At 53.8% G+C, this 24024-nt stretch carries 18 protein-coding genes; 13 read left to right on the top strand and 5 right to left on the bottom strand.

Going from position 1 to position 24024, the window contains the following annotated elements:
- Positions 1–42 precede the first annotated feature (42 nt).
- Entirely contained in the window at positions 43–603 is a 561-nt protein-coding gene (gene satP / locus O1V65_RS16000; RefSeq protein ID WP_084911710.1) for an acetate uptake transporter, read from the bottom strand.
- 351 nt (positions 604–954) lie between these two features.
- On the opposite strand from satP, the gene dnaK reads away from it, so the two are divergent.
- The 3 genes from dnaK to nhaA all read left to right on the top strand — a co-directional run bounded on the left by dnaK (position 955) and on the right by nhaA (position 5518).
- Complete coding sequence (dnaK, locus tag O1V65_RS15995; protein WP_017493689.1) at positions 955–2856, top strand: molecular chaperone DnaK; 1902 nt, start codon at positions 955–957, stop codon at positions 2854–2856.
- Between the two features lie 217 nt (positions 2857–3073).
- The gene (gene dnaJ, locus O1V65_RS15990) at positions 3074–4210 is read left to right on the top strand and encodes a molecular chaperone DnaJ (RefSeq protein ID WP_026110772.1); all 1137 of its coding nucleotides are present in this window, start codon (positions 3074–3076) and stop codon (positions 4208–4210) included.
- Between the two features lie 141 nt (positions 4211–4351).
- Positions 4352–5518, top strand: coding sequence for a Na+/H+ antiporter NhaA (gene nhaA / locus O1V65_RS15985; protein WP_192504379.1), 1167 nt, complete (start codon positions 4352–4354; stop codon positions 5516–5518).
- Positions 5519–5594: 76 nt separating this feature from the next.
- Here the strand turns inward: nhaA and rpsT are convergent, their stop codons facing one another.
- On the bottom strand, positions 5595–5858 hold the full coding sequence (gene rpsT, locus O1V65_RS15980; RefSeq protein WP_045048604.1) for a 30S ribosomal protein S20: 264 nt from the start codon (positions 5856–5858) through the stop codon (positions 5595–5597).
- A 490-nt stretch (positions 5859–6348) separates the two neighbouring features.
- Between rpsT and ribF the strand changes: the two genes are divergently transcribed.
- Genes ribF through ispH form a run of 5 tightly spaced genes read left to right on the top strand, consistent with a single transcriptional unit; the run spans position 6349 to position 12068 of the window.
- Positions 6349–7284, top strand: coding sequence for a bifunctional riboflavin kinase/FAD synthetase (gene ribF, locus O1V65_RS15975; RefSeq protein ID WP_017493693.1), 936 nt, complete (start codon positions 6349–6351; stop codon positions 7282–7284).
- A gap of 55 nt (positions 7285–7339) precedes the next feature.
- On the top strand, positions 7340–10156 hold the full coding sequence (ileS, locus tag O1V65_RS15970) for an isoleucine--tRNA ligase (protein WP_165429807.1): 2817 nt from the start codon (positions 7340–7342) through the stop codon (positions 10154–10156).
- Positions 10156–10662, top strand: a complete 507-nt coding sequence (gene lspA, locus O1V65_RS15965; RefSeq protein WP_227953236.1) for a signal peptidase II — start codon at positions 10156–10158, stop codon at positions 10660–10662. Before ileS ends, lspA begins: the two co-directional genes overlap by 1 nt.
- A gap of 4 nt (positions 10663–10666) precedes the next feature.
- Positions 10667–11137: an FKBP-type peptidyl-prolyl cis-trans isomerase gene (gene fkpB, locus O1V65_RS15960; protein ID WP_017493696.1), complete on the top strand. Its 471-nt coding sequence runs from the start codon at positions 10667–10669 to the stop codon at positions 11135–11137.
- Positions 11118–12068 carry a 4-hydroxy-3-methylbut-2-enyl diphosphate reductase gene (gene ispH / locus O1V65_RS15955; RefSeq protein WP_017493697.1) on the top strand — a complete coding sequence of 317 codons (951 nt, stop codon included), beginning with the start codon at positions 11118–11120 and terminating at the stop codon, positions 12066–12068. The genes fkpB and ispH overlap by 20 nt, the downstream gene beginning before the upstream one ends.
- Positions 12069–12128: 60 nt before the next feature.
- Here the strand turns inward: ispH and O1V65_RS15950 are convergent, their stop codons facing one another.
- Positions 12129–12995, bottom strand: a complete 867-nt coding sequence (locus O1V65_RS15950) for an SMP-30/gluconolactonase/LRE family protein (RefSeq protein ID WP_227955431.1) — start codon at positions 12993–12995, stop codon at positions 12129–12131.
- A gap of 181 nt (positions 12996–13176) precedes the next feature.
- Complete coding sequence (locus O1V65_RS15945) at positions 13177–14331, bottom strand: porin (protein ID WP_017493699.1); 1155 nt, start codon at positions 14329–14331, stop codon at positions 13177–13179.
- Between the two features lie 612 nt (positions 14332–14943).
- On the opposite strand from O1V65_RS15945, the gene dapB reads away from it, so the two are divergent.
- The 5 genes from dapB to kefC all read left to right on the top strand — a co-directional run bounded on the left by dapB (position 14944) and on the right by kefC (position 23247).
- Positions 14944–15765 carry a 4-hydroxy-tetrahydrodipicolinate reductase gene (gene dapB / locus O1V65_RS15940; protein WP_269129875.1) on the top strand — a complete coding sequence of 274 codons (822 nt, stop codon included), beginning with the start codon at positions 14944–14946 and terminating at the stop codon, positions 15763–15765.
- A gap of 499 nt (positions 15766–16264) precedes the next feature.
- Positions 16265–17413 carry a glutamine-hydrolyzing carbamoyl-phosphate synthase small subunit gene (gene carA / locus O1V65_RS15935; protein WP_081601455.1) on the top strand — a complete coding sequence of 383 codons (1149 nt, stop codon included), beginning with the start codon at positions 16265–16267 and terminating at the stop codon, positions 17411–17413.
- 16 nt (positions 17414–17429) lie between these two features.
- Positions 17430–20654, top strand: coding sequence for a carbamoyl-phosphate synthase large subunit (carB, locus tag O1V65_RS15930; protein ID WP_017493393.1), 3225 nt, complete (start codon positions 17430–17432; stop codon positions 20652–20654).
- A 171-nt stretch (positions 20655–20825) separates the two neighbouring features.
- Positions 20826–21407 (top strand): glutathione-regulated potassium-efflux system oxidoreductase KefF, encoded by a 582-nt coding sequence (gene kefF, locus O1V65_RS15925; protein WP_165429806.1) that lies wholly within the window; start codon positions 20826–20828, stop codon positions 21405–21407.
- Positions 21400–23247: a glutathione-regulated potassium-efflux system protein KefC gene (kefC, locus tag O1V65_RS15920; RefSeq protein WP_017493391.1), complete on the top strand. Its 1848-nt coding sequence runs from the start codon at positions 21400–21402 to the stop codon at positions 23245–23247. The genes kefF and kefC overlap by 8 nt, the downstream gene beginning before the upstream one ends.
- A gap of 75 nt (positions 23248–23322) precedes the next feature.
- Here kefC and O1V65_RS15915 read toward each other — a convergent pair whose 3' ends face one another.
- A complete protein-coding gene (locus O1V65_RS15915) occupies positions 23323–23937 on the bottom strand; it encodes a LysE family translocator (protein WP_017493390.1) in 615 nt (204 codons plus the stop codon).
- Positions 23938–24024 lie beyond the last annotated feature (87 nt).

Here is a 24024-nt window from a genome sequence, read left to right as displayed (position 1 = left end):
CCGAGTGCGCAGTGAATCCTTGTCGATCCACTGCGCATCTTGTTATTCCCCGATCGGCAGCAGCGCGTAACCGTACTGCTCGTTAATGACCTCGGCCATCGCCAGATAAATAGCGCTGGCTCCGCAGAAAATCCCTTCAATCCCCGCGATGCGCAGCAGCATCACGCTGCCGCTCAAATTGCCCGCGGCCAGCAGAATAAAGAGCAACGTCAAACTGCCAAACACAATTTGCAGCGCGCGATTGTGCTTTAGCGAGCCGATAAACATCAGCAGCGTGAAACAGCCCCACAGCGCCAGATAAACGCCGAGCTGCTCCGGGCTACAGGCGTCGGCAAGCCCCATTTTTGGCAGCAGCAAAATGCCAATCAGGCTGAGCCAGAACGCACCATAGGAGAGGAAAGCGGTCATCCCGAAGGTGTTGCCTTTGCGGTATTCCAGCAGACCGGCAAGGAGCTGCGCCATCCCGCCAAAGAAAATCCCCATGCTGATAATCACTGCGGTCATCGGGAAAACCCCGGCGTTATGCAGATTCAGTAGAATGGTGGTCATGCCAAAGCCCATCAGCCCAAGGGGACCGGGATTGGCAAGTTTGCAATTTTGCATAGATGTCCTGAAATAATCGTTGTTCTGAAATAAATGATCCCCACATAGGTGAAGTCTGTGGAAAAAGAAGGTGCGCTATCTCAGCGAAAAATTGCGGTGATTATTCCGCCATGACCTGAGCGACGGGCATCATAAAGAGGGGTTGTTGGATAAATATTGATCTTACAGGGCAATTAAGACGAAATTTTTTTTGTTGTTGCCCTTGATGCTGAGAGACATGACCCCATCTTATTCTCAACCGCAGTTGTTACCGCCGGTCTTAAGCAATATCGGACAGTTGAAAAGTAAAAAACCGTCCGCATATAGAGTAACAACCTCAACGAATAATGAATTTTAGTGGAGACGTTTTAGATGGGTAGAATTATTGGAATCGACTTGGGTACCACCAACTCTTGTGTAGCGATCATGGATGGCACTACTGCACGTGTGCTTGAAAACGCCGAAGGGGATCGTACCACACCTTCAATCATTGCTTATGCGCAGGACGGTGAGATCCTGGTTGGCCAACCTGCTAAGCGTCAGGCCGTCACTAACCCGCAGAACACGCTGTTTGCTATCAAGCGTCTGATCGGTCGTCGCTTCCAGGACGAAGAAGTTCAGCGCGATAAAGGCATCATGCCTTACAGCATCGTTGGTGCTGACAACGGTGACGCCTGGATTGACGTTAAAGGCCAAAAAATCGCACCTCCGCAGATCTCTGCAGAAGTGTTGAAGAAAATGAAGAAAACGGCTGAAGATTACCTGGGTGAGCCAGTAACTGAAGCGGTTATCACTGTACCTGCATACTTCAACGATGCTCAGCGTCAGGCAACTAAAGACGCCGGCCGTATCGCAGGTCTGGAAGTAAAACGTATCATCAACGAACCGACTGCGGCGGCACTGGCTTACGGCCTGGATCGCGAAGTCGGTAACCGCACCATCGCGGTATACGACCTGGGTGGTGGTACTTTCGATATCTCTATCATCGAAATCGATGAAGTTGATGGCGAGAAAACCTTTGAAGTTCTGTCTACCAACGGTGACACCCACCTCGGTGGTGAAGACTTCGATAGCCGTCTGATCAACTACCTGGTTGAAGAATTCAAGAAAGATCAAGGTATGGATCTGCGTAACGATCCGCTGGCAATGCAGCGTCTGAAAGAAGCGGCAGAGAAGGCTAAAATCGAGCTGTCTTCTGCACAACAGACTGACGTTAACCTGCCGTACATCACTGCTGATGGCAGCGGCCCGAAACACATGAACATCAAAGTAACCCGTGCAAAACTGGAATCTCTGGTTGAAGACCTGGTTACCCGTTCTATCGAGCCTCTTAAAGTCGCTCTGAAAGACGCAGGCCTGTCTGTTTCCGACATCCAGGACGTTATCCTGGTTGGTGGTCAGACTCGTATGCCTATGGTTCAGAAGAAAGTGGCTGACTTCTTCGGTAAAGAACCACGTAAAGACGTTAACCCGGACGAAGCGGTTGCTATCGGTGCTGCTGTTCAGGGCGGCGTGTTGTCTGGTGATGTTAAAGACGTTCTGCTGCTGGACGTGACTCCACTGTCCCTGGGTATCGAAACCATGGGCGGCGTGATGACGCCACTGATCACCAAGAACACCACCATCCCGACCAAGCACAGCCAGGTGTTCTCTACCGCTGAAGACAATCAGTCTGCGGTAACCATTCACGTGGTTCAGGGTGAGCGTAAGCGTTCAGCCGACAACAAATCTCTGGGTCAATTCAACCTGGACGGTATTCAGGCAGCGCCACGCGGTATGGCTCAGATCGAAGTGACCTTCGACCTGGACGCCGACGGTATCCTGCACGTGTCTGCTAAAGACAAAAATACCGGCCGTGAGCAGAAGATAACCATCAAGGCATCTTCTGGTCTGAGCGAAGAAGAAATCCAGAAAATGGTTAACGACGCGGAAGCTAACGCCGAGTCAGACCGTAAGTTTGAAGAGCTGGTTCAGACTCGCAACCAGGCGGACCACCTGATCCACGGGACTCGTAAGCAGCTGGAAGAAGCCGGTGACAAACTGCCAGCCGAAGACAAAACTGCTATCGAAGACGCGTTGAAAGCGCTGGAAGTTGCAGCCAAAGGCGAAGACAAAGCTGAAATCGAAGCCAAGACCCAGGCTCTGGTTCAGGTTTCCGGTAAGCTGATGGAACTGGCTCAGCAGCAGTCTCAGGCTGAAGGCGGCGACGCGAGCGCGAAGAAAGACGACGACGTAGTCGACGCTGAATTCGAAGAAGTAAAAGATAAAAAATAATGCCCTTGAGGCAAAGTAATCGATACGTTCCCGAAAGTCTTTGAGATACAGGTAGGCGGCAAGTGAACTCACTTCAGGAGCTTACATCGGTAAGTGACTGGAGTGAGTGAGCACAGCCAACATCCCTATATTTCGAAGGATGAGGGGGATATTGATAACCAGCACGGGCGTCGAGGTAACTCTGCGCCCGTGCACGCATGTTGAGGGTAGCAAAGGCATGGCGAAGCAAGACTATTATGAGATTTTGGGCGTCTCCAAAACAGCGGACGAGCGCGAAATCAAAAAGGCTTATAAGCGCCTGGCGATGAAACATCACCCTGACCGTAATCAGGGCGATAAAGATTCCGAAAGCAAATTTAAAGAAATTAAAGAAGCTTATGAAATCCTGACCGATGCGCAAAAGCGTGCGGCCTACGATCAATACGGTCACGCAGCCTTTGAACAAGGCGGCATGGGTGGCGGTGGTGGTTACGGCGGCGGTGGCGGTGCGGACTTCAGCGACATCTTTGGTGACGTCTTTGGCGATATCTTTGGTGGCGGCCGTCGTCAACGCGCCAGCCGTGGCTCAGACCTGCGCTATAACATGGACCTGACTCTCGAAGAGGCGGTGCGTGGCGTAACCAAAGAAATTCGTATTCCAACGCTCGAAGAGTGTGACGTTTGCCACGGCAGCGGGGCGAAAGCGGGCAGCAAACCTGTCAGCTGTCCAACCTGTCACGGGCAGGGCCAGGTGCAGATGCGTCAGGGCTTCTTTACCGTACAGCAGGCGTGTCCGACCTGTCACGGCCGCGGCAACATCATTAAAGATCCGTGCACCAAATGTCACGGTCATGGCCGCGTAGAGCGTGCTAAGACTCTGTCAGTGAAGATCCCAGCGGGCGTAGATACTGGCGACCGCATCCGTCTTGAAGGCGAAGGCGAAGCCGGCGAGCAGGGAGCACCAGCAGGCGATCTTTACGTTCAGGTTCAGGTCAAGGCGCACAAGATTTTCGAGCGTGAAGGCAACAACCTGTACTGTGAAGTGCCGATCAACTTCGCGATGGCAGCACTGGGCGGCGAGATTGAAGTCCCAACCCTCGACGGCCGTGTGAAGCTTAAGATTCCGTCCGAAACACAGACCGGCAAGCTGTTCCGCATGCGCGGACGCGGTGTTAAATCCGTTCGCGGCGGCGCGCAGGGTGACCTGCTTTGTCGCGTGGTCGTTGAGACACCGGTCAACCTGAACGAAAAGCAAAAACAGCTGCTTCGCGATCTGGAAGAGAGCTTCGGTGGCGCATCGGGTGAGAAAAACAGCCCGCGTTCAAAAAGCTTCCTCGACGGGGTTAAAAAGTTTTTTGACGATTTGACCCGTTAAGTTCTTTTAAGGTTTTTAACGCCTTTTAAATCCCCGGCTGCAGAGTCGGGGATTTTTATTTGCCGCTAACCTGAGTACACTCCAATACTTATTTCGCGCCGTTATCATCGCGCGGACAGTGTTTCAAAAGGAGTATATAAAGTGACCAACCTGATTCGTCAGTTCCTGCGTATGGAAGCGTCGGGCGGAATTGTATTGATTGCGGCGGCGGTCGTCGCACTTTTAATGGCAAACACCTCACTCAGCGACCTTTACCTCGATTTCCTCAACTCTCCAGTATCCTTCAGCGTCGGCGGCGTCGGGCTAGACAAGCCCCTGCTGCTGTGGGTGAACGACGGGCTGATGGCAATTTTCTTCCTGATGGTCGGTCTCGAGGTGAAGCGTGAACTGCTGGAAGGTGCGCTTTCAAGCCGTGAGCAGGCGCTGTTTCCTGCGATTGCCGCACTGGGCGGCATGATAGTGCCCGCGCTTATCTATCTGTCGTTTAACGGTGCCGATGAAGTGGCCCGTCAGGGGTGGGCGATTCCGGCTGCGACCGACATTGCCTTTGCGCTTGGCGTGATGGCGTTGCTGGGTTCTCGTGTGCCGACCAGCCTCAAGGTGTTCCTGTTGGCGCTTGCCATCATCGATGACCTGGGCGCTATCGTTATTATCGCAGCCTTCTTCAGCCACGATGTTTCCGTTACCGCGCTGATGCTGTCGGTGCTGGCGATTGCGGCGCTGGCGTGGCTTAACTGGCGTGGGGTCACCAGGCTGACCCCTTACGTTATCCTCGGGATTTTCCTGTGGGTGTGTATCCTCAAGTCAGGCATTCACGCCACGCTGGCCGGGGTCATTCTGGGCTTCTTAATCCCGCTGCGTACCGAAGGCAAGACGTCGCCTGCGCGTCGCGTAGAGCACGGTATTCACCCGTGGGTCGCCTGGCTGATTCTGCCACTGTTTGCGTTTACCAACGCGGGTGTGTCGCTACAGGGCGTGTCTGGTGAAGGCGTGATGTCGCTGCTGCCAATGGGGATTGCCGCCGGGCTGCTGTTTGGTAAGCCGATCGGCATTATGCTGTTCTGCTGGGTGTCGATGAAGCTGAAGATTACGCGTCTGCCGCCGGGCGTGCGTTTTAGTCAGATTGCTGCCGTATCGGTGCTGTGCGGGATAGGCTTTACCATGTCGATATTCCTGGCGTCGCTGGCGTTTGGCGATGCGGATGCATCGATGATGATCTATGCCAAGATTGGGATTTTGTTGGGTTCGGTACTGTCTGCGGTGATGGGATACCTGCTGCTGAGTCGCGCGTTGCCGAAGAAAGTGTGATCGGCACCCGCCAAATAACAGCAATAAAAAAACCGGCATATGCCGGTTTTTTTATCAAGCTCTCAACAAAATGCGATTATTGCATTGCGTTGATTTGCGCAGTCAGGTTTGACTTATGACGCGCAGCTTTGTTTTTGTGGATCAGACCTTTACAGGACTGACGGTCCACAATTGGTTGCATTGCGTTGAATGCATTTTGTGCAGCTTCTTTGTCACCAGCTGCAATAGCCGCGTGTACCTTCTTGATAAAGGTACGCATCATTGAACGACGGCTAGCGTTATGCTGACGGCGTTTTTCTGATTGTACGGCGCGTTTCTTAGCTGATTTGATGTTAGCCAAGGTCCAACTCCCAAATATTTTTCTATTGAGGACAATTCGAAGGCCGAGGAATATGCCTTTTCGGACTTCTTTTGTCAACGGATTTGTGCAAATAAGCGCCGTTTCTTTGCTCGAACTTCATCCGAACTTCAAGCGACGCTTGTTACGTTGTGATGGCGCAGGATTTTAACAGCTATCAGCCGCAGAATACAGCCCATCGCAATAAAATTCAGTTGAGAAGTGATTATTCTTCCAACAGAGATTGTTAATGCTGAGTTTTTTTGAGAAAACAGAAAGGATTGGCGAAAACGGGGTTTCAATGAAGCCTCACTGTTTTACAAGCGTCGAGTATAGAGACAATCTCCGGCCAAGTCGCCCTGATACCAAAAAAAATGCGGTATCGATGAGAGAATCCTGCGATCCCACGAATCGCTGGTTAACCTTATGGGCTGTACAAGGTATAATCCGCCGATTTCCTCTGTTTTGAGCCAGCTATGGATTTGAGCCTGTTATGGAGCTAATTCGCGGGATACACAATATTCGAGCGCGCCACCATGGGTGCGTACTCACTATTGGTAATTTTGACGGTGTACACCGTGGCCATCAGGCCTTGATCGAACAGCTGAAACTGGAAGGTCGCCGCCTGGGTTTACCGGTCATGGTAATGATTTTTGAACCTCAACCTCTGGAGCTTTTCGCCGCAGAGAAAGCCCCGGCACGCTTGACCAACCTGCGTGACAAGGCAAAGTATCTCGCCGAATGCGGGATAGACTATTTGTTGTGCGTGAAATTTGACCCGCGTTTTGCCGCGAACAGCGCTCAGGCCTTCGTGTCTCAGCTGTTGGTCGAAAAACTGGGCGTCAAATTCCTGACCGTCGGTGATGACTTCCGCTTCGGCGCTGCCAGACTCGGCGATTTCACGCTGCTGCTAAAGGCCGGTGCCGAATACGGTTTTGACATCGTCAGCACCCAGACCTTCCGCGAGGGCGGTCATCGCATCAGCAGCACCGCCATACGCGACGCGCTGCGTGATGACGAGCTGGCGCTGGCAGAGAACCTGCTCGGCCATCCTTTCAGCATTTCTGGCAGGGTGGTGCACGGTGACAAGCTGGGCCGCACGATTGGCTTCCCGACCGCCAACGTCCCGCTCAAACGCCTGGTTAGCCCGGTTAAGGGCGTCTATGCGGTTGAGGTCATGGGCCTGGGTCCTGACCCGGTCCCCGGCGTGGCAAACATTGGTACCCGACCTACGGTCAACGGTGTCCGCAAGCAGTTGGAAGTTCACCTGCTCGACACCACGATAGATTTATATGGGCGCCACATTGACGTGGTACTCCGCGCAAAATTGCGCAATGAACAGCGTTTTGCATCGCTTGATGCGTTGAAGCAGCAAATTGCCAACGACGAGCAAACAGCCCGCGAGTTTTTCGGGCTGAAACTTTCTTGAGCGATAACCCATTTAGTAGCCCGGCTTCTAGCCGAAAAACGGAACCGAGAATCTTATGAGTGACTTTAAGAATACCCTGAACTTGCCGGAAACAGGGTTCCCGATGCGCGGCGACTTAGCCAAGCGTGAACCTGCGATGCTGGATAACTGGTACAAGCAGGATCTGTACGGGATTATCCGCGCGGCCAAAAAGGGCAAAAAAACCTTTATTTTGCATGATGGCCCTCCGTATGCGAACGGCAGCATTCATATTGGTCACTCGGTTAACAAGATTCTCAAAGACATTATCGTCAAGTCTAAAGGGATGGCCGGTTACGACTCGCCGTACGTTCCAGGCTGGGACTGCCACGGTCTGCCTATCGAACTGAAGGTTGAGCAGCTGATCGGCAAGCCGGGCGAGAAGGTCACGCCTGCCGAATTCCGTGCTGCCTGCCGTTCCTACGCTGCCGAACAGATTGAAGGTCAGAAAGCTGACTTCATCCGTCTGGGCGTGCTGGGGGACTGGGATCACCCATACCGCACCATGGACTTCAAAACCGAAGCCAATATCATCCGTGCGCTGGGCAAAATCATCAGTAACGGCCACCTGCTGAAAGGCGCTAAGCCTGTGCACTGGTGTACCGACTGTGGTTCTTCGCTGGCCGAAGCCGAAGTTGAATACTACGACAAAACCTCTCCGGCTATCGACGTAGCGTTCAACGCCGTCGATCCGACCGCCGTGGCGGCCAAGTTTGGTGCCACCGCTTTCCATGGCCCGGTTTCTCTGGTTATCTGGACCACGACCCCGTGGACCATGCCGGCCAACCGCGCTATCTCTCTGAACGCCGAGTTCTCCTATCAGCTGGTGCAGGTAGAAGACCGTTGTCTGATCCTGGCTACCGACCTGGTCGCCAGCGTGATGAAGCGTATCGGTGCAACCGAGTGGACCGTGCTGGGCGAGTGCAAGGGCGCTGACCTTGAGCTGATGCGCTTCCGCCATCCGTTCCTGGCGTTCGACGTACCGGCCATCCTCGGCGATCACGTGACGCTCGACGCCGGTACCGGTGCCGTACACACCGCACCGGGCCACGGTCCTGACGACTTCGTTATCGGCCAGAAATACGGTCTGGAAGTGGCTAACCCGGTAGGGCCAAACGGCTGCTACCTGCCAGGCACCTTCCCGGCGCTGGACGGCAAATTCGTGTTCAAGGCTAACGACATCATCGTTGAAATCCTGCGTGAGCACGACGCGCTGGTGCATTTCGAGAAATTCACCCACAGCTATCCGTGCTGCTGGCGTCACAAAACGCCAATCATCTTCCGCGCCACGCCGCAGTGGTTCGTGAGCATGGATCAGCAGGGTCTGCGCGCGCAGTCTCTGAAAGAGATCAAAGGCGTGCAGTGGATCCCGGACTGGGGCCAGGCGCGTATCGAAAACATGGTCGCGAACCGTCCTGACTGGTGTATCTCCCGTCAGCGTACCTGGGGCGTGCCAATGTCTCTGTTCGTGCACAAAGACACCGAAGAGCTGCATCCGCGCACGCTTGAGCTGATGGAAGAAGTGGCCAAACGCGTTGAGAACGACGGCATTCAGGCCTGGTGGGATCTCAACCCTGAAGACATTCTGGGTGCAGACGCTGCCCACTACGTGAAAGTGCCAGACACGCTGGACGTATGGTTCGACTCCGGTTCAACCAGCTTCTCCGTAGTTGACGCGCGTCCAGAGTTCCACGGTCACGAGCCGGACATGTATCTGGAAGGTTCCGACCAGCACCGCGGCTGGTTCATGTCATCACTGATGATTTCTACCGCGATGAAAGGCCGTGCGCCGTACAAACAGGTTCTGACCCACGGCTTTACCGTGGATGGCAACGGCCGCAAGATGTCGAAATCTATCGGCAACACCGTGAGCCCTCAGGACGTGATGAACAAACTGGGTGCCGACATCCTGCGTCTGTGGGTGGCCTCGACCGACTATACCGGCGAAATCGCCGTGTCGGACGAGATCCTCAAACGTGCTGCCGACTCTTATCGTCGCATCCGTAATACCGCGCGCTTCCTGCTGGCGAACCTCAACGGTTTCGATCCGGCGCTGCACAGCGTGAAACCAGAAGATATGGTGGTGCTGGATCGTTGGGCCGTTGGCCGCGCGAAAGCCGCACAGGAAGAGATCGTTGCCGCTTACGACCGCTATGATTTCCACGGCGTAGTTCAGCGTCTGATGCAGTTCTGTTCCGTCGAGATGGGTTCCTTCTATCTGGATATCATCAAGGACCGTCAGTACACCGCGAAGAGCGACAGCGTGGCACGCCGCAGCTGTCAGACCGCGTTGTACTACATCGCCGAAGCGCTGGTTCGCTGGATGGCACCGATCATGTCCTTCACTGCTGACGAAATCTGGTCCGTTCTGCCGGGGGCTCGTGAGAAATTCGTGTTCACCGAAGAGTGGTATGACGGTCTGTTCGGACTGGCAGAGAACGAAGCCATGAACGACGAGTTCTGGTCCGAGCTGCTGAAGGTGCGTGGCGAAGTCAACAAGGTGCTTGAGCAGGCGCGTGCCGACAAGCGTTTGGGCGGTTCGCTCGAAGCTTCCGTTACGCTGTACGCCGATGACGCCTTGGCCGCTAAACTTAACAGCCTGGGCAACGAACTGCGCTTCGTGCTGCTGACCTCCGGTGCCAAAGTTGCTGCACTGGCCGACGCCGACGAAAACGCCATTCCGAGCGAACTGCTGAAGGGCCTAAAAATCGGTCTGGAAAAAGCAGAAGGCGAGAAGTGCCCGCGCTGCTGGCATTTCACCACCGACGTCGGTCACAATCCTGCACATCCCGAAGTGTGTGGCCGTTGTGCAACCAACATCGCCGGTGACGGTGAAGAGCGTGAATTTGCATAATGGGTAAACCAATCTGTTCTACCGGACTCCGCTGGCTTTGGCTGGCGGTTGTTGTGCTGGTGCTGGATCTCGGCAGCAAAGTGTGGGTGATGAATCATTTCCAACTCGGCGAATCGCTGCCGCTGATCCCGTTTTTTAATCTGACCTATGCGCATAATCCAGGGGCGGCCTTCAGCTTCCTGGCGGACAAAGGCGGCTGGCAGCGCTGGTTCTTTGCGGCCATCGCACTGGTTATCGTGGTGGCACTGCTGGTACTGATGTACCGCAGCAGCGGCAAGCAGAAGCTGAATAACATTGCTTTCGCGATGATTATTGGCGGCGCGCTGGGCAACCTGTTCGATCGCATGGTTCACGGTTTTGTCATCGACTTTATCGATTTTTACGTTAAAGACTGGCACTACCCAATATTCAACCTGGCCGACAGCTTTATCTGCGTCGGCGCAGTGTTAGTTGTTCTGGAAGGCTTCCTGTCCTCTTCAGACAAAACGGCAAAAAGTAAGGGATAAGATAATGACCGAGCAGGTGATACACGACAGCGCGGTGTTGGTTCACTTCACGCTGAAGCTGGAAGATGGCTCCACGGCGGAATCAACGCTCAGTCACGGCAAACCCGCTTTGTTCCGACTGGGCGACGGCAGCCTGTCTGACGCGCTGGAAAACGAGCTGCTGGGTCTGCGTGTAGGTGACAAGAAAGCCTTCACACTCTCTCCGGAGTCGGCGTTCGGCACCAAAAGCCCCGATCTGGTTCAGTTCTTTCCCCTGCGCGATTTTATCGAGACTGGCGTGCCCGATGTCGGTACCATTATGCTCTTCACCACCCGCGACGGCAGCGAAATGCCGGGCGTGGTGCGTGAAGTAACAGAAGGTTCGGTGACCGTCGATTTCAACCATCCGCTTGCCGGACAGCATATTGATTTTGATATTGAAGTATTAGAAATAGACCCTGAAATGGAGGCGTCTCATGCAAGTTCTGCTGGCTAACCCGCGTGGTTTTTGTGCCGGAGTTGACCGTGCCATTACCATCGTAGAACGTGCCCTTGAGCTTTATGGTGCGCCAATTTATGTGCGCCATGAAGTGGTGCATAACCGTTACGTGGTCGACAGCCTGCGCCAGCGTGGCGCGGTGTTTATCGAACAGATTAGCGAAGTTCCAGACGGTTCTATTCTGATCTTCTCCGCGCACGGCGTCTCGCAGGCGGTTAGGGCCGAGGCAAAATCTCGTGACCTGACCGTGTTTGATGCGACCTGTCCGCTGGTGACCAAAGTCCATATGGAAGTCGCGCGCGCCAGCCGTAAGGGCACGGAGGCTATCCTGATTGGTCACGCCGGTCACCCTGAGGTCGAAGGCACCATGGGGCAGTACAATAACCCTAAAGGCGGCATGTACCTGGTCGAGTCTCCGGCCGATGTGTTCAAGCTGGACGTCAAAGACCCTGAAAATCTGTGCTTTATGACCCAGACCACGCTGTCCGTTGATGACACTTCCGAGGTTATCGACGCGCTGCGTGAGCGCTTCCCGAAAATAGTGGGGCCGCGTAAAGACGACATCTGCTACGCCACCACTAACCGTCAGGAAGCCGTTCGCAACCTGTCGGACGAGGCTGACGTGGTGCTGGTTGTCGGGTCTAAAAACTCGTCTAACTCCAACCGCCTGGCCGAACTGGCACAGCGCGTAGGTAAACCTTCTTACCTGATCGACTCTGCCGATGATATCCAGGAAGAGTGGGTGAAGGGCGCGCTTAGCGTGGGTGTGACGGCGGGCGCTTCTGCCCCGGATATTCTGGTACAGCAGGTGATCGATCGCCTGAAAACTCTCGGCTGTCTGGGCGTGGTCAACATGGACGGACGCGAAGAGAACATCGTTTTCGAAGTTCCTAAAGAACTGCGTATCGATATCAAAGCGGTAGGTTAAGTATTTAAAATCTTCCCCCACTGAAAAGTGGGGGAAGTTCAGCATAGTAAAACGGTTATATTAGAGCCTGAACAGGTTTTGTCCCGCCCCTCGTGCCGACGTTGTCACCTGCAACAGTGCCCCTTCGATTTCCCCAGGATTTTCCAGACCGGTGCGCGCCGACGTAATAAACAGCTGATTCATCCCGGCACCGCCAAACGTGCAGCAGCTTGGCTGCGTGACAGGCAGCGGCAGGGCATCAAGCGTCAGCAACTCTCCCTGATTGATCTTCTGACGCAGCAAGCAATGGTTGCCCCAGCAGGCGGTCAGCAGCAGCCCGTCTTCACTCAGCGCGGAGCCGTCCGGCGTTTTATCGCCGGGTGAGTAGCACGACAGTTTCAGCGGATTAATACGCCGCGCGTTGCCCGAATAAAATCGCTTCCGCACGCTGTCGGCAAACCACACTTTTCCCTCATGCCAGGCCAGCGTATTGGGGGTGCCTACGTTGTCCATCATCAGCACCGGGGCTGCATCGCCCGTTTCATAGCGATACCATCCGCCGATTTTGTCTTCTTCTTTAATGTCCATGGTGCCAAACCACAGAGAACCGTCGGGGGCGACCGCCGCTTCATTGGGGCGAGTGCCTTCCGCGCCCGCATAGCCACACAGCAGGGAACGCTTTTCACTCAGGTAGTCGTAAAGCGCCAGGCCGTCCTGCGCGACCAAGAGGAAGAGGTCCTGCTGGTCGGTGAGCAGTGCGGCGCTGGTCAGTGACTGAAGTGCGCGTGTTTCGAAGGAAGCCGTTTCAGGCCAATAGCGCAGCAGGCGTTGATTAAGAATATCGACCCACAGCAGAGACTGGGTACGCTGGCACCACACCGGGGTTTCGCCCAATTCGGCGCGATAGTCCGTTACGGTGACTATCTCAGAGCGCAAAAATGCTGACATGAACGTTTCTCCAGCAGAGGCTAAAAGGTATTTGTTTGATGAGTTTAGCCGTGCATTGCGGCCAGTGGAAAGAGAAAGCTGTGCGTAGACTGACGCAGGGCATAAAAAAAGCCTGCTGAAGTTTTCAGCAGGCTCGAACTTCTCGATCTCTTTATCTGTGTCTTGAGATAAAGGGGAGTTATTAGAAGTTGTAGTACAGACGCACCAGGTTGAGATCGCCGATCTTGTCGGTAGAGTTGGTGATCATGTGCTCGAAGTCGACCTGGAAGCCGTAATCAAGTTTCACAGCCACACCCACGCCGTTGTCGGTACGCTGGTAATCACGTCCGCTCACATACTTCAGATGGTCACCCATGAAGTAAGGCTGCACGCTCTTGATGGCGAATTGCTTAACCGGGATGTTGTAACCGGCATAGTATTCGACGCCCCACGCGTTGCCTGCGAAGTAGTCCTGATCGTTGTTCACTTTGGTGGTCAGGAAGTTGTGATACCAGCCGCCGCCTGCAGACAAGGTCCAGTTGCCCGGTGTCCATGACAGAGCGGTACCCAGAATGCTCTGGTCGTAGTCTTTAGAGCCGCCTGCCGCACCCCGGTTTTTAACTTCTGCGCTGGTGTAGTTGTATGCGCTACCCCATGCCAGGTTGTCGGTGATGTGCCAGTTTGCACCAACAGAACCGCCGCCTTTACGTTTGTAGGCCAGGTTGTTGGATTCAAGCAGGTCGTCGTCGGAGAACAGGTAAGCGGCATAGAGATCGACCGGACCTGCTGCATATTTATATTTCAGCTGCTTACGTGAACGATATGAACCGTCGTAGTCACCGTTGATACCGTTACCCGGTGCCTGGGCCAACATGTCGTCATCCCAAACGTCGGTTTTCGCGCCGACAACATCATAGTAGATGCTGTTTTGCTGACCGTAGGTCAAAGTACCGTAAGTCTTGCTCTTGAAACCGGTATACAGCTGACGGCGAGTCGTATGGTGCGCGCCTTCAGCATAGTGGTCGTCCCAGCCGAAGACCGACGGAATGTTCACGCCGAGTTCGTAGTAACTGATCCAGTGAACGTCGTCAAACAGGAAGTAGTCAGCGGTGAAGCGGAAACGTGTGCCGCCGTCATAGCCGTTATTTTTGTAGGAACCTTTATCTGAGCCGCCCATGGTATTTTGGAACTGAGGACGGATGCTGCCACCGACTTTAAAGTCGAGACGGCTAAGCAGATCGTAAGGCTGAGGATCCTGTTTAATCAGCGTTATTTCTGCTTGTGCAGCGAAAGATGCGCCGCCTAAAAGTAGGCCAGCAACGACTGTTTGTGAAACCCTATTCATTTTAAATTTCATAAAAACTCCAGGTGCCAATACTGTGTTGGCATCCTAATTTTCCCTAGCTATACACGAGGGGGGATTAACGAGCATGTAACAGCCGTATTGCAATCCGTCTCGTTTTATCACTGACTTTCATTGCGCAACAGGCTGGTTCGCTTAATAATATTTAATTGCTAATTCAATGGTTTACCGATATTAAAGATTGGCTTATTTATCTTCCTGCCTCTGCAATAATGTTTCGACTTAAAATTAGCTGGCTATTTATTATCATAAGGGTTCAATAAAATCCAATAACGAAATATGAATTATTTATATCAGGCTTAATAAATTGATCTGCATCCGGGAAACGTGCAAAAAAAGAGATAATGCCTGTGCAGGTTATTCATCTGTATGCATGATTATTCATTTAAGTGAATTGTATTGCCTTGAGGGTTGTTATTGCTGGTTTTTTCAGCAATGTCGAAAGTGAAGGGCGAGGCTTTCGACCCGACGCGAAATAGGTTTTACTGATGTTAGCGTGCCTATATCATAATTTTCTAATTATGAGGCAATTTCACTAGCCGTGATGGAATGGGGTGGTTAACCTGATTCTGTTTTACGAAGCACACATTAATAAAGAGAGAAATTATGAGCAAAGCTGATATCCGCATGGCGATTGCCGGTTCCGGTGGGCGCATGGGTCGCCAGCTGATTCAGGCCGTACAGCAGGCTGAAGGTGTGGTTCTGGGCGCGGCGTTAGAGCGTAAAGGTTCTTCACTTGTGGGTACTGACGCAGGCGAACTCGCCGGTGTAGGCGCGATTAACGTTAAAGTCAGTGACAGTCTGGAAGCGGTAGCCGGTGATTTTGACATCCTGATCGATTTCACACGCCCCGAAGGGACTCTCGAGCACCTGAGCTTCTGTCTGAAACAGGGTAAAGGCATCGTTATCGGCACTACGGGGTTCGATGATGCAGGTAAAGCGGCAATTAAACAGGCTGCCGATGAAATTCCCGTCGTTTTCGCCGCGAACTTTAGCGTAGGCGTCAACGTGGTGCTAAAGCTGCTTGAGAAAGCGGCAAAAGTGATGGGTGACTACACCGATATAGAAATCGTTGAAGCACACCATCGTCACAAGGTCGATGCACCTTCAGGTACTGCGCTCGCTATGGGCGAAGCCATCGCGGGTGCGCTAGGCCGTGATCTGAAGGACTGCGCCGTCTATGCCCGCGAAGGCCATACCGGTGAGCGTGACCCGATGAGCATCGGTTTCGCCACCATTCGCGCCGGGGATATCGTCGGTGAACATACTGCGATGTTTGCTGATATTGGCGAGCGTGTAGAGATAACGCACAAGGCCTCAAGCCGCATGACTTTCGCCAATGGCGCAGTTCGTGCTGCTAAATGGGTATCACTCAAGAAAAATGGTCTCTTTGACATGAAAGATGTCTTGGGTCTCGAAGATTTATAAGGTTCTCCAACAATCGTGATGTGGTTGTTTTTATCATAAGTTTTTGATGGAAGGGCAGTTATTTTATTGCCCTTTTCTTTTGTCTTAAAAATAGCGCCTTCAGTTGCTTTTTAATTCCAAGTTACCTTTTGTTGGCATTTACCCGGTTTTTTCTACCGTTTTGAACATAAAGTAGCCGCTCAATTTCTCTTCATTCGATTATAGTAAACAAAATAACGATTTTTTCAGATAACCCCGCTCGCAAACGTTTACTATGCTTACTTATCCTATCCTTTTATCGCTATTTGACGTTCATTTCGCTGAGTGATGCGAAAAACACAAAAATAATGGCGCTTTGGGTAGACAAACCCCACGCCCATCATTAGAATGCGCGCAATTTGCCAAAAATTAGCTTTTAGGGTAGAAAAATAACCGCTCTGAGTGCAATTTTTGCATTGATTAGGTCATTCGATCTGAATTAATATGCAAATATAATGATTGATTATTCTTGGAGGATGCTTTGATAAAGTCAGCGCTATTGGTTCTGGAAGACGGAACCCAATTCCACGGTCGGGCCATCGGGGCAGAGGGAACGGCAGTAGGGGAAGTGGTCTTCAATACGTCGATGACCGGTTATCAAGAAATCCTCACTGATCCTTCCTATTCCCGCCAGATCGTTACTCTTACTTATCCCCATATCGGCAATGTCGGCACTAACGCCGCTGATGAAGAATCCTCTGCAGTACACGCCCAAGGCCTGGTGATTCGCGATCTCCCTCTGATTGCCAGCAACTACCGTAATGAAGAAAACCTGTCTGACTACCTCAAACGCCACAATATCGTTGCTATCGCCGATATTGATACGCGTAAGTTGACACGTTTACTGAGTGAAAAGGGCGCGCAGAACGGCTGCATCATTGCCGGTGATAACGTAGATGCTGCGTTGGCACTCGAGAAAGCCAAAGGCTTCCCGGGCCTGAAAGGAATGGATTTAGCGAAAGAAGTCACCACGCAGGAGTCTTACAGCTGGCAGCAAGGTAGCTGGACTCTGGAGGGCGATTTGCCTGAAGCGAAGAAAGCTGAGGATTTACCTTTCCACGTTGTGGCCTATGACTACGGCGTGAAGCGCAACATTCTGCGCATGCTGGTTGACCGCGGTTGCCGCCTGACGGTGGTTCCGGCGAAAACCTCTGCTGCAGACGTGATGAAGCTCAATCCAGACGGCATTTTCCTGTCAAACGGCCCGGGTGACCCTGAGCCATGCGACTACGCCATTGAGGCTATCAAGACCTTCCTGACCACCGACATTCCGGTGTTCGGTATCTGTCTGGGCCATCAGCTGTTGGCATTAGCCAGCGGTGCCAAGACGCTTAAAATGAAATTCGGCCATCACGGCGGCAACCATCCGGTTAAAAATCTTGATAACAACACCGTGATGATCACCGCGCAGAACCACGGTTTTGCCGTAGATGAAGCCAGCCTGCCAGCCACGCTGCGCACGACGCACAAATCACTGTTCGACGGTTCATTGCAGGGTATCCATCGTACCGACAAGCCAGCGTTCAGCTTCCAGGGTCACCCTGAAGCGAGCCCAGGCCCGCACGATGCAGCCCCACTGTTCGATCACTTTATCGAACTGATCGAAGCCTACCGTAACAGCGGCAAATAATTAACAGGAGCAGATAATGCCAAAACGTACAGACATAAAAAGCATTCTGATTCTGGGCGCGGGTCCGATCGTAATCGGACAGGCCTGCGAGTTTGACTACTCTGGTGCACAGGCGTGTAAAGCCCTGCGCGAAGAGGGCTACCGCGTCATTCTGGTGAACTCTAACCCAGCCACCATTATGACCGACCCAGACATGGCCGATGCCACCTATATCGAGCCAATCCACTGGGAAGTTGTTCGCAAGATTATCGAAAAAGAGCGTCCAGACGCGGTACTGCCAACGATGGGCGGCCAGACTGCACTGAACTGTGCGCTGGAGCTTGAGCGTCAGGGCGTACTGGAAGAGTTCGGCGTGACCATGATTGGTGCAACCGCCGACGCGATTGACAAGGCAGAAGACCGCCGTCGCTTTGATATCGCGATGAAGAAAATCGGTCTGGGCACGGCACGTTCAGGTATTGCACACAATATGGAAGAAGCGCTGGTTATCGCTGCTGACGTTGGCTTCCCGTGCATCATCCGTCCTTCCTTTACCATGGGCGGCACCGGCGGCGGTATCGCTTACAATCACGAAGAGTTCGAAGAGATTTGTACTCGTGGTCTCGACCTCTCCCCAACCAAAGAGCTGCTGATTGATGAATCGCTGATCGGTTGGAAAGAGTACGAGATGGAAGTGGTCCGCGACAAGAACGACAACTGCATTATCGTTTGTTCTATCGAGAACTTCGACGCGATGGGTATCCACACCGGTGACTCCATCACCGTGGCCCCTGCGCAGACACTGACCGACAAAGAATACCAAATCATGCGTAACGCCTCTCTGGCGGTACTGCGTGAAATCGGCGTCGAGACTGGCGGTTCAAACGTACAGTTCTCCGTGAACCCGAAAGACGGCCGTCTGATAGTTATCGAGATGAACCCACGCGTATCACGCTCTTCTGCGCTGGCTTCTAAGGCAACCGGCTTCCCGATTGCTAAAGTAGCCGCCAAGCTGGCGGTGGGTTACACCCTTGACGAGTTGATGAACGACATCACCGGCGGCAAGACCCCAGCGTCATTCGAGCCTTCAATCGACTACGTTGTGACTAAAATTCCTCGCTTCAACTTCGAGAAATTTGCCGGTGCCAACGACCGTCTGACCACCCAGATGAAATCTGTGGGTGAAGTCATGGCTATCGGTCGCACCTTCCAGGAATCGATGCAGAAAGCGCTGCGCGGTCTGGAAGTGGGCGCAAGCGGCTTCGACCCTAAAGTGAGCCTCGACGATCCTGAAGCACTGACCAAAATCCGTCGTGAACTGAAAGAAGCCGGTTCTGACCGTATCTGGTTCATCGCCGATGCATTCCGTGCCGGTATGTCCGTAGACGGCATCTTTAACCTGACTAACATCGACCGCTGGTTCCTGGTACAGATTGAAGAGCTGATCAAACTGGAATCTCAGGTTGCTCAGGGCGGCTTTAGCGCACTGAACTACGATTTGCTGCGCGTGCTCAAGCGTAAAGGCTTCGCCGACCTGCGTCTGGCGAAACTGGTCGGCGTCTCTGAGAGCGAAATGCGCAAGCTGCGTCACAAGCTGAACCTGCACCCGGTTTACAAGCGCGTTGATACCTGTGCGGCCGAGTTCTCGACCGACACCGCCTACATGTACTCCACCTATGAAGAAGAGTGTGAGTCCAACCCAACTAACGGCACCCCGAAAATTATGGTGCTGGGTGGCGGTCCAAACCGTATCGGTCAGGGTATCGAATTCGACTACTGCTGCGTTCACGCCTCACTGGCGCTGCGCGAAGACGGTTACGAAACCATCATGGTTAACTGTAACCCTGAAACCGTTTCTACCGACTATGACACCTCAGACCGTCTGTACTTTGAGTCGGTAACACTGGAAGACGTGCTGGAAATCGTCCGCATCGAGCAGCCAAAAGGTGTGATCGTGCAGTACGGTGGCCAGACTCCGCTGAAACTGGCTCGCGAGCTGGAAGCCTGCGGCGTGCCGATTATTGGTACCAGCCCTGACGCGATTGACCGTGCAGAAGACCGCGAACGTTTCCAGCAGGCGGTTAACCGTCTGGGCCTGAAGCAGCCAGCGAACGCCACCGTAGCCACCATCGAACAGGCGGTAGAGAAGGCAGCCGGTATCGGTTATCCGCTGGTGGTGCGTCCATCTTATGTGCTGGGTGGCCGCGCGATGGAAATCGTTTATGACGAAATCGACCTGCGCCGTTACTTCCAGAACGCGGTGAGCGTATCCAACGATGCGCCAGTGCTGCTCGACCGCTTCCTCGACGATGCGATAGAAGTTGACGTTGACGCAATCTGCGACGGCGAGCGCGTGCTGATTGGCGGCATCATGGAGCACATCGAGCAGGCGGGCGTTCACTCCGGTGACTCCGCATGTTCACTGCCTGCTTATACCCTGAGCAAAGAAATTCAGGACGTAATGCGTCAACAGGTTGAGAAGCTGGCGTTTGAGCTTTCCGTTCGTGGCCTGATGAACGTGCAGTTTGCGGTGAAAGACAACGAGGTTTACCTGATTGAGGTTAACCCACGTGCTGCGCGTACCGTGCCGTTTGTTTCCAAGGCAACCGGCGTGGCACTGGCGAAAGTGGCGGCACGCGTGATGGCGGGTCAGACACTGGCCGAGCAGGGCGTCACCGAAGAAGTTATCCCGCCGTACTACTCGGTTAAAGAAGTGGTGCTGCCGTTTAACAAATTCCCGGGCGTTGACCCCATCCTCGGCCCAGAGATGCGCTCTACCGGTGAAGTGATGGGCGTTGGCCGCAGTTTCGCTGAAGCCTTCGCTAAGGCCCAGCTGGGTAGCCTGTCTGGGATGAAGAAAGCCGGTCGTGCGCTGCTGTCCGTTCGTGACGGTGACAAGGCGCGCGTGGTTGATTTGGCCGCCAAGCTGCAGAAACACGGCTTTGAGCTGGACGCGACACACGGCACCGCCGTCGTACTGGGCGAAGCAGGCATCAACCTGCGCCTGGTCAACAAGGTGCATGAAGGTCGTCCACACATCCAGGACCGCATCAAAAACGGTGAATACAGCTACATCGTCAACACCACCGCGGGCCGTCAGGCGATTGAAGACTCCAAGCTAATTCGTCGCAGCGCGCTGCAGTATAAAGTGCACTACGACACTACGCTGAACGGGGGGTTTGCTACCGCCATGGCGCTGTCTTCAGACCCAACCGAGCAAGTGATTTCCGTACAGGAAATGCACGCAAAAATTAAAGGCTAATCAAGGCTTTTAGCCTCGGTTGTTGTCTTGTAACGTAAGAAGGGCGCAGCATTATGCTGTGCCCTTCTTTTTTGTTTTTTATTGTTTTATTAAGAACCCATTAACGGTTTTTTTTTCCTCTGGCACAAAGTTGCGTATGCTCAATAAAATACGTTTTTATATGGAAGCTTTATGATCCTGATTATCTACGCCCATCCTTATCCCCGGCATTCCCATGCCAATAAGCATCTGCTTCAGGAAATTAAGGATCTCCCTGATGTAAAAATCAGATCTCTTTACGATCTTTATCCTGACTTCTCTATTGATATCAAAGCAGAACAGCAGGCGATGGAAGAGGCCGATCTGGTGGTTTTCCAGCATCCTCTACAGTGGTACGGTCTGCCACCGCTGCTTAAGCTGTGGATCGACAAAGTGCTCGAGCACGGCTGGGCCTATGGCCATGATGGCGATGCCCTGAAAGGTAAAGGCTGCCTGTGGGCGGTGACTACCGGCGGTAACGAGCAGCATTTCCAACTGGGGAGTTATCCTGATTTCGCTGCACTCGCCCAGCCTATTGAAGCAACGGCACTGTACTGCGGCATGAAATGGCAGCCCTACTTTGCGCTGCACAATACCTTTACCTGTAACGAGGTGACGCTGAAGGCGGGCGGCGAGGCGTATCGCCAGCGGTTGCTCGACTGGCAAGCGGCACATCCCGCGTCGTTAGCTTCGGCAGAACAGGCTCAATCATTGGAGGGGGAAGCGAATGGATAATCACAGCATGATGATCGAGGGGCTTATCTATCTCGGATCGGCCGCGCTGTTTGTGCCTATTGCCGTGCGTTTCGGACTCGGCTCGGTGCTGGGGTATCTGATTGCCGGCTGTATCATTGGCCCATGGGGCCTGAAGCTGGTCTCGGACGCCGAATCGATTCTAACCTTCGCCGAGATTGGCGTGGTGCTGATGCTGTTTATCATCGGTCTCGAACTCGACCCTAAACGCCTCTGGACCCTGCGTGCCTCGGTCTTCGGCGGCGGCAGTATTCAGATGGTCGGCTGCGGACTGGTGCTTAGCGCCTTCTGCGCTGCGCTGGGACTGGACTGGAAAATTGCGTTATTGATTGGCCTGACGCTGGCGCTCTCCTCGACGGCGATTGCCATGCAGGCGATGAGCGAACGCAGCCTGACGCCAACGCCTATTGGCCGCAGCGCCTTTGCAGTGCTGCTGTTTCAGGATATAGCGGCTATCCCGCTGGTGGCGATGATTCCCCTTTTGGCCAGCACCGGTGAAACTACCACGCTGGCGTCCTTCGGCATTTCGGCTGCCAAGGTTGTCGGCGCGTTAGCCATCGTGGTGCTGCTTGGGCGCTACGTCGCTCGTCCGGTGCTGCATTTCGTGGCCCGCTCTGGCATGCGCGAAGTATTCAGCGCCGTGGCGCTGTTTCTGGTGTTTGGCTTCGGTATTTTACTGGAGATGGCTGGGCTATCGATGGCGATGGGCGCGTTCCTCGCCGGGGTGATGCTGGCAAGTTCCGAGTACCGACACGCGCTGGAAAGTGATATTCAGCCGTTCAAAGGGCTGCTGCTCGGGCTATTCTTCATCGGCGTCGGGATGTCTATCGACTTCGGTACGCTGGTGCATCATCCGCTGCTGATTGCCGTATTGCTGTTGGGCTTTATGGCGCTGAAGGCCGCCCTGCTGTGGATTGTTGCGCCCTGGCTCAGCGTGCCAAAGCGCCAGCGCGGCATGTTTGCCATCCTGCTGGGGCAGGGCAGTGAGTTTGCCTTCGTTATCTTCAGTGCCGCGCAGCTGGCCGGTGTGCTGCCTGCGGATTGGGCGAAGTCGCTGACGTTGGCGGTCGCGCTGTCGATGGCCGTCACGCCGGTGCTGCTGGTGATTGCCAGCCGTCTGGAGCGCAATGCGCCGAAGGACTCTCGTCCGCAGGACATTATCGACGACGAGCACGCCAGCGTGATCATTGCCGGTTTCGGGCGCTTCGGGCAAATCGCCGGACGTCTGCTGCTCGCCAACAATGTGCACACGGTGGTATTGGACAACGATCCTGACCACATCGAAACGCTGCGCAAGTTTGGCACCAAGGTGTTTTACGGCGACGCGACGCGCGTAGACCTGCTGGAGTCCGCCGGTGCGGCACAGGCCAAGGTATTGATCAACGCCATCGACGACGTGGAGGCTAATTTAGAGCTGACTCGACTGGCGAAGGAAAACTTCCCGAACCTGAAAATCATCGCCCGCGCGCGCGACGTTGACCATTGGTATCAGCTGCGTCAGTTGGGCGTTGAGGCGCCGGAGCGTGAGCTGTTTGAAGGCTCGCTGCGCGCCGGTCGAGAAACGTTGGAAATTCTGGGGCTAGACGCCTACGAGGCCCGCGAGAAGGCGGACCTGTTTAAGCACTACAACGTGAAAATGCTCGAAGCCACGCTGGCAAACTACGAAGACACCGAGTTCCGCCTCGCCAGTTTGGCCCGCGCCCGCGATATGCTTTCTGCGGCCATTGAGCAGGATCAGGCGCGTCTCGGCGAGCAGCAGCAAAGCTGGCGCGGCAGTATTGACGGTAAAGCGCCTGAAAATGAGGTTATTGAAGCCAAATAATTATTATCGGTGGCAATGACATAAAGATAATCTTATAAAGGCAAACCTATGGCAGGTTTGCCTTTTTATGTGTTGTCAGCTCAGCGCCACTTTAATACCCAGCGCGATCAACACCCCGCCCAGCATCTTATCTATGACCTTCTGCGCCTTTGCCAGTCCACGACGCACTGGGCCACTCTGAATCAGCACCACCAGCATCGGCCACCAGACAACCGACAGACCGACGATAATCGAGGCATACAGCAGTTTCTCACTCAGCGTTGAGTTGATTTGCAGCACCTGTGTGAACATCGCGAGGAAGAATAACGTCGCCTTCGGATTAAGCAGGTTACACAGATAACCCTGAGTAAACGCCTTGCCAAGCGTGACCTGCTGTGGCGCGATGCCATCAAGGTTCATCTTGCTGTTGGTGCGCGAGAACAGGCCCTGAAGTCCAACCCAGATCAGATAGGCTGCACCGACGTATTTTAACAGATCAAACAGCCACGGCGTCTTCGTTATCACCACCGCCAGACCGGCCACACAGTAGGACATATGGGTGATAACGCCGCAGACAACGCCGAGCGAGGTCATCAGTGCCGCCATGCGCGGATAGCGGGCCGCATTCTTAATAACCATGAAGAAATCCGGACCCGGGGAGATCATCCCCAACGCGGCAATCGTCGCGACAAACAAAGAGGTTTCGAGCATTTAACTGACCGTCATCAACTAACTAAGAAAATTTAGGCGGCATCATACGCCAATCTTTTTTTTTTAACAGTGGCAGCCCGTGTTGCT

Source organism: Rouxiella badensis (assembly GCF_026967515.2).
Taxonomy (GTDB): domain Bacteria; phylum Pseudomonadota; class Gammaproteobacteria; order Enterobacterales; family Enterobacteriaceae; genus Rouxiella; species Rouxiella badensis.
This window is presented reverse-complemented; position numbering and strand designations above follow the sequence as displayed.

Bases quoted from the DNA above. Each gene is read 5' to 3' on its own strand.
- kefF (WP_165429806.1), top strand. From the start codon at position 20,826: ATGATCCTGATTATCTACGCCCATCCTTATCCCCGGCATTCCCATGCC.
- dapB (WP_269129875.1), top strand. From the start codon at position 14,944: ATGAGCAAAGCTGATATCCGCATGGCGATTGCCGGTTCCGGTGGGCGC.
- O1V65_RS15915 (WP_017493390.1), bottom strand. From the start codon at position 23,937: ATGCTCGAAACCTCTTTGTTTGTCGCGACGATTGCCGCGTTGGGGATG.
- fkpB (WP_017493696.1), top strand. From the start codon at position 10,667: ATGACCGAGCAGGTGATACACGACAGCGCGGTGTTGGTTCACTTCACG.
- ispH (WP_017493697.1), top strand. From the start codon at position 11,118: ATGCAAGTTCTGCTGGCTAACCCGCGTGGTTTTTGTGCCGGAGTTGAC.
- dnaJ (WP_026110772.1), top strand. From the start codon at position 3,074: ATGGCGAAGCAAGACTATTATGAGATTTTGGGCGTCTCCAAAACAGCG.
- ribF (WP_017493693.1), top strand. From the start codon at position 6,349: ATGGAGCTAATTCGCGGGATACACAATATTCGAGCGCGCCACCATGGG.
- lspA (WP_227953236.1), top strand. From the start codon at position 10,156: ATGGGTAAACCAATCTGTTCTACCGGACTCCGCTGGCTTTGGCTGGCG.
- kefC (WP_017493391.1), top strand. From the start codon at position 21,400: ATGGATAATCACAGCATGATGATCGAGGGGCTTATCTATCTCGGATCG.
- carB (WP_017493393.1), top strand. From the start codon at position 17,430: ATGCCAAAACGTACAGACATAAAAAGCATTCTGATTCTGGGCGCGGGT.
- O1V65_RS15950 (WP_227955431.1), bottom strand. From the start codon at position 12,995: ATGTCAGCATTTTTGCGCTCTGAGATAGTCACCGTAACGGACTATCGC.
- ileS (WP_165429807.1), top strand. From the start codon at position 7,340: ATGAGTGACTTTAAGAATACCCTGAACTTGCCGGAAACAGGGTTCCCG.
- dnaK (WP_017493689.1), top strand. From the start codon at position 955: ATGGGTAGAATTATTGGAATCGACTTGGGTACCACCAACTCTTGTGTA.
- satP (WP_084911710.1), bottom strand. From the start codon at position 603: ATGCAAAATTGCAAACTTGCCAATCCCGGTCCCCTTGGGCTGATGGGC.
- O1V65_RS15945 (WP_017493699.1), bottom strand. From the start codon at position 14,331: ATGAAATTTAAAATGAATAGGGTTTCACAAACAGTCGTTGCTGGCCTA.